This is a genomic window from Atribacterota bacterium (genome assembly GCA_028703475.1).
In the GTDB taxonomy this organism is placed as follows: domain Bacteria; phylum Atribacterota; class Phoenicimicrobiia; order Phoenicimicrobiales; family Stramentimicrobiaceae; genus JAQVMU01.
In genome coordinates this window covers 1,997-3,409 of sequence record JAQVMU010000112.1, presented here as the reverse complement: position 1 = coordinate 3,409, position 1,413 = coordinate 1,997, and the positions used below count along the sequence as shown (strand labels likewise).

The following is a 1,413-nucleotide window of genomic DNA, read 5'->3' as shown; positions in this document are numbered from 1 at the left end:
GCACACAGAATCCTCATTCCGGACCAATGATTGCGATAGGACATGGTATAGTTGAATTACCCCTGATTTTGATAATCTTCTTCGGTTTTGGAAATTTCTTGGAAATTACCTGGGTAAAAGTTGCTATCGGTTTTTTAGGTGGCTTGTTTTTATTGAAGATGGGAATTGGGTTAATCAAGAACATTTTCAATTCCAAAGCCGGAAAAACTGATGATAATTATACTCCTCTACAGGCAGGAATCGTTTTGAGTATAGCAAATCCCTATTTCTTAATATGGTGGGCGACTGTCGGTGCAGTGCTTATTACCGGAGCTTATAAGTTTGGTGTATGGGGTTTAGTAACTTTTATTCTGGTTCATTGGAGCTGTGATTTTGTCTGGTATACAATCCTTGCCTCCGTATCTTTTAAAGGAGGTCATTTTTTTGGAGAGAGATTACAGCAAATACTTTTTGCTGTTTGTGGTGTTTTTCTCTTATTCTTCAGTGGAAAATTCATTTATGATGCAATAACAACAATTTTCTAAAGATTCTAAATGCTATCAGCTGAGCGCAAATTATAGAATATTTAAAGCAAACTACCTAATATTTCCCGTAATTGAATTAATGGACCGCTATAATCAGGGTCAATTTTGTCTTTCTTTGAAGTAAAACCAAGTCTAAGTTTTTTGCTGATTGCCAGTAATTGACTTTTATATCGGACACTGTCAGTAGCTAAAAAAGTTTTCATTCCTAATTTTCCTGCTATCATATCATTTAGCGGGTCATCTCCAACCATCAGACAATTTTCCGGCTCTTCATTTATTTTTTGGCATATTTCCTGATAATATTCTAAACGTGGCTTACAAAAATGCATATTTTCCATATGTGTTATCAGGTTAACCTGATTTTTTTTTACCCCGGCCCATCCCATTCTTTTCTCCATTGCTATACAGGGCCAGAATGGATTAGAGGCAATTACAATTTTTATATTTTTTTCAGGTAGGAAAGAAAATATCTCTGATACGCCATTGTTTACATTAACCAAGGTTTTTAATTGATCAAATTCATTTTTATAGAACTCAAGAAAACGTTGCCAGATTTCCTCGGTTTGGTTTCCAAAATTCTGTTTAAAATTCTGTTTAAAAACTTCCTGGTTTGTTGTCTTTCCGTTGTTATGCAATACTGACTTAGTGGCAGATAGTATTATTTGCCATAATGTATTCGGAGATGCAATATCAGACATTAGTGGAGCTACTTTTTTAACATATGCCTTAAAAAATTTTGTCTCATCAAAAAGAATAAGTGTATTATCAAGGTCAAACAGGATAGTTTTTGCCATTATTTGTTTCCTCCTGTAAAATATTATTATAAACAGTTTTGTTTCTTTTTTCCAGAAAATATTGAGGTTTTTAAAGGATTATTTATAGAAACAAC

General features: G+C 33.5%; 2 protein-coding genes. One reads left to right on the top strand and one right to left on the bottom strand.

From position 1 onward, the window contains the following. The coding region (locus PHQ99_08230; GenBank protein ID MDD4289557.1) for a LysE family transporter at positions 1–524 on the top strand (524 nt) is incomplete at its 5' end. A gap of 41 nt (positions 525–565) precedes the next feature. Here the strand turns inward: PHQ99_08230 and PHQ99_08225 are convergent. Next, positions 566–1,318, bottom strand: coding sequence for an HAD family hydrolase (locus PHQ99_08225; GenBank protein ID MDD4289556.1), 753 nt, complete (start codon positions 1,316–1,318; stop codon positions 566–568). Positions 1,319–1,413: the final 95 nt, after the last annotated feature.